The sequence below is a fragment of the Paenibacillus sp. 3LSP genome (assembly GCF_032465655.1).
Lineage (GTDB): Bacteria > Bacillota > Bacilli > Paenibacillales > Paenibacillaceae > Fontibacillus > Fontibacillus barengoltzii.
On the sequence record NZ_JAWDJI010000208.1, the window covers coordinates 1 to 4,017 of the forward strand.

Annotated in this window: 5 protein-coding genes and 1 pseudogene; 4 read left to right on the forward strand and 2 right to left on the reverse strand. The window is 50.4% G+C overall.

From position 1 onward, the window contains the following. Positions 1–53: 53 nt before the first annotated feature. Positions 54–182: pseudogene (locus RW092_RS17815) on the reverse strand (DNA starvation/stationary phase protection protein); the annotation flags it as partial. Between the two features lie 210 nt (positions 183–392). Here RW092_RS17815 and RW092_RS17820 point away from each other — a divergent pair. Then, the gene (locus tag RW092_RS17820) at positions 393–941 is read left to right on the forward strand and encodes a hypothetical protein (protein ID WP_316010849.1); all 549 of its coding nucleotides are present in this window, start codon (positions 393–395) and stop codon (positions 939–941) included. 89 nt (positions 942–1,030) lie between these two features. Here the strand turns inward: RW092_RS17820 and RW092_RS17825 are convergent, their stop codons facing one another. Next, positions 1,031–1,420, reverse strand: a complete 390-nt coding sequence (locus RW092_RS17825; protein ID WP_316010850.1) for a DUF423 domain-containing protein — start codon at positions 1,418–1,420, stop codon at positions 1,031–1,033. A 177-nt stretch (positions 1,421–1,597) separates the two neighbouring features. Between RW092_RS17825 and RW092_RS17830 the strand changes: the two genes are divergently transcribed. From RW092_RS17830 to RW092_RS17840, 3 genes are all read left to right on the forward strand, one after another. After that, on the forward strand, positions 1,598–2,008 hold the full coding sequence (locus RW092_RS17830; protein WP_316010851.1) for a hypothetical protein: 411 nt from the start codon (positions 1,598–1,600) through the stop codon (positions 2,006–2,008). Between the two features lie 193 nt (positions 2,009–2,201). Then, the gene (locus RW092_RS17835) at positions 2,202–3,062 is read left to right on the forward strand and encodes a DegV family protein (RefSeq protein ID WP_316010852.1); all 861 of its coding nucleotides are present in this window, start codon (positions 2,202–2,204) and stop codon (positions 3,060–3,062) included. A gap of 37 nt (positions 3,063–3,099) precedes the next feature. Next, positions 3,100–3,954 carry a DegV family protein gene (locus RW092_RS17840; protein WP_316010853.1) on the forward strand — a complete coding sequence of 285 codons (855 nt, stop codon included), beginning with the start codon at positions 3,100–3,102 and terminating at the stop codon, positions 3,952–3,954. Positions 3,955–4,017 lie beyond the last annotated feature (63 nt).

Below are 4,017 nucleotides of genomic sequence, written 5' to 3' on the forward strand. Positions count from 1 at the left end.
AGTGCGATGGCGGGTTATCCACAGGCCTGAGTTATCCACATTCCGATTTCATGTTTAACATACCAATGGTAGTTGTGCAGTTTGCCATAAAGCACGTTGAGGTTAGCAACCTGTTCATTCAGCAGCTGCTCCAGGCTGGATTTCTTCGTATTCTTTGCCGGTGTAGCTTCCGATTTGCCCATCCTTATCCCCTGCTTTCTTCAATTAAAAGTTGTCATTATTTTACCCTGATTCCGGGAGGACGAAACAAAAGATCCATAAGATGTATAGATTTGTGTAAATTTCTTGAAATTTGGGCTATGATTGTTGTCATAGTGGTGCTATTATTATTGAGGATTTTCAACAGAAGAAGGACGACCTTTCTCTGCCAACTTGAAAACTGTGGGGGAATTATGGAAAATCAAACCGGTCAACATCAGAAACAAGATGACGAATTGGGCTATTTATTTAACGTCGAAATTCTAGTCAAAGGGACAACGAACCCGCTGGCTCTGCAAGCGCTGTTGAAGCTGCTGAACGACAGCCCTGACATTATAGATTACCGCATCAACTCCGGAATCGAGCTGGGACGAATTATTGAATCTACCTTAGCTTCCCGCACGCAGTCCCGCATCGAAACCGCCCAAGCCGTCAAGGCTAAGAATAACGGCAAAGAAACGTCTAAACAACCCGCTGTGGTGGAGAAGAAGAAAAGCGAGCCGGCTTCGAGCAACTTCAAGGAGCTGGCGACAAGCGATGAATTCCAAGCCTGGATTCAAAGCTATATTACAGGCAATAAGCTTGTCCGTTTGTACGTCAATCGTAACGGGAAGCGGACGAGTATGCCGTGCCGAATCTTAAATTTCCTTCCGGAAACCTACGCGGTGAGCGTATACCACGTCGACGAGAAGCAGGTATACACGCTAAAGCTGAGCGAGATCATCGACTTTTTGGATACGTAAAAAATATCTGAACAATGCAGCCAAAAGGGCTGGCGTTCCTGTGGATGCAGGTTGCGCCAGCCCTTTTCGAGCTTGCATCTCCTTAAGTTTTATGCCCCCGCCCGAGGTGCTGCCTTCCAGGCTTCCAGCGCGAGCATTAGCCAGCCAGCTAGAAATGACACGCCGCCAAGCGGTGTCACCGGACCAAGCCATCGCAAGTCCCAGGCGGCAAGGCCGTATAAGCTGCCAGAAAATAAGATCACGCCGATCAGAAACAGCCGTCCACTCCACAACAGCCGCTTGGAATCTCCCCACTTCGCTGCAAATAGCGCGGTCAGCAGCATGGCAAGGCCATGAATCATTTGATAATGGACTCCGGTCTCAAACGTGCTTATGGCAGCCTCCCCGATCCGCTCTTTCAAGATGTGAGCGCCAAACGCACCAAACGCTACAGAGAGAAGCATGACAATCGCTCCGATCCCCGCATATTTTCGCTGCACTATTGATTTCACCCTTTCTGATCATGTCCATTCACCTTCGTGTCCATCATACCGCAGGGCTTTGCCTGATTTCCACCACCGTTTCAACCAAAAATATCCTTGCATATTTCAGGAGGATATTTGAAGATGATCTTGAATAGGTTTACATTACATAATGTCAATTAAAGGAGTTTTGGGATGGATTATCGTCAATCGGAGCAAGATCCTGTATCACCTTATTTTGCCCCCCATGAGCCAATGAACCGAGTAAAATTCTCCGGCCCCGGCATCGCCTCCTTCATACTCAGCTTAGTTGCCGTAGTTGGCTATATTGCTGCGCTGGCATTGATTATTTCTACAGCCATGGATCTCGTGGACCAGCCTGCGGAGGCCATCGCCGCGGACCTGATGCAACGAAGCGGGACAGTGCTTGGCGTTTTGCTGTTCCTCATTTCCGGCGTATTGGATCTGGTCGGATTGATTCTAGGCATCGTAGGCCTGGCGATTCGAAATCGGAGGAAAGTGTTTGCGATACTAGGCACGATTTTTTCGGTCTTGCCATTAGTTCTCTTCATCTTTTTGATCGTGCTTGGCAGCCTCACGGGCTAAAATAACGCAACACCTTGCAAGCTTTACCTCAAAAAAGGCAGCGTCTATCGCAGACGGCTGCCGAAAGCCCCAATCTCCGCGGGTCTTTAGTCGGTCTTGGGGCTTTTCCTTGTCTTGTTCTTTTTGATAGAATGGATGAAAGTTCTTCTTTACATTACATCGAATTTGGATCAACTAACCAAGGAGACTGTTTATGTCTAAAGTGAAAATTTTTGCGGATAGTACCTCGGATCTGCCAGCTGGCTGGGTCGAACGGTACGATATCGGCCTGGTTCCGCTTTACGTCGTATTCGGCGATGAAACGTTCCGGGACGGCATCGACATTACCCCGCTCGATATTTATCGCCGGGTGGAGGCCGAGGGGCAATTACCTAAGACAACAGCCCCATCCCCCAAAGATTTTATGAGCGCTTTCGGCCCTTACATCGATCAAGGAATGGACATCGTGTATATCAGCTTGTCGTCCAAGCTGTCGTCCACCTATCAGAACGCGCTTATCGCAGCTGCGGAATATCCCGAGGGTCGAGTTCATATCGTAGATTCCTTGACGCTGTGCAGCGGGATCGGGATGCTGGTCATGAAGGCCGTACGCCTGGCTGAGCAAGGGTGGGGAGCCGCAGAAATCGCTGGACAAGTTGCCGCCTTACGCTCCCAAGTGGAGACACAATTTGTCATTGATACGTTGGATTATTTGTACAAAGGCGGTCGCTGTTCCGGGATGCAGAACATCATGGGCAGCCTGCTGCAAATTCGTCCGGTCCTGAAGATGGTGGACGGGAACATCATCCCGGCTTACAAAGTACGAGGCCGCAAGGAGAAAGCCGTGCAGCTCATGCTTGACAATGCCCTGGCCGACAAAGATCAGATGGATGAGGATTTGATCTTGGTCGCACATACGCTCGCGGAGGAGGAGGCCCATCGGTTATCCGTGATTTTGCGGGAGCAGACCGGTGTACGAGAAGTCGCTGTTGCAGAAGCTGGCTGCGTCATTTCGAGCCACTGCGGCCCCCATACCGTCGCGATTATGTATGCAAGAAAATCGGCGGCTTCATAAGTCCCATAGATAACCATAGACGTTTAGGAGGATTTATATGGGTTCCATTAAAATTTTTGCAGACAGCACTTGCGATCTCCCCGCTGAATGGATTGCGCAGTACGACATCGGCATTGTGCCTCTGTATGTGACGTTTTCGGAACAAACCTACAAGGACGGAATCGATCTGACGGTGCCTGAGCTCTACCGGAAAGTCGATGAGACGGGCAAGCTGCCTAAGACGGCGGCACCGTCACCGGCGGATTTTATCGAAGCGTTTCGTCCCCATATTGAGGAAGGCCGGAGAATTCTCTATATCAGCTTGTCCTCAGAGCTGTCCTCAACTTATCAGAATGCGCTGATTGCCGCAGACGAATTTGCCGAAGGGATGGTGACGGTGTTCGATTCCCTGAATTTATCGACCGGCATCGGTCTGCAGGTGATGAAAGCCGTTAACGCCGCTGCAGAAGGCAAGAGCGTTGAGGAAATCGTTGCCCTGCTGACGGCCGTTCGTCCGCAGGTCGAGACCGAATTTGTCATCGATTCGCTGGATTATCTGTATAAGGGCGGCCGCTGCTCCGGTATGCAGAACATCGTTGGCAGCCTGCTGAAAATCCGGCCCGTCATCAAGGTCGAGAACGGCAAAATGACGCCAGCATACAAAATTCGCGGCAGCCGGGACAAAGCGCTCGATCAGCTGTTAAACAATGCGCTTAGCCATCTATCTGAGATGGATGATGATCTCATCTTCGTCACGCATTCCTTGGCGGATGAGGACGCGAAGGTGCTGAAGGAAGCGTTAGAAGCCAAGACGAACGCCCGCCAAGTTGCGGTGTCCAATGCCGGCTGCGTCATCTCCAGCCATTGCGGCGCCAAAACGATCGGCATTTTATACACGAAGAAGCTCGCCTAGCGGAATATTAAGAAAAACGCCTGGCGGCGTCCTTTTAAGTTCGTTCAACTGAGTTCATACGTG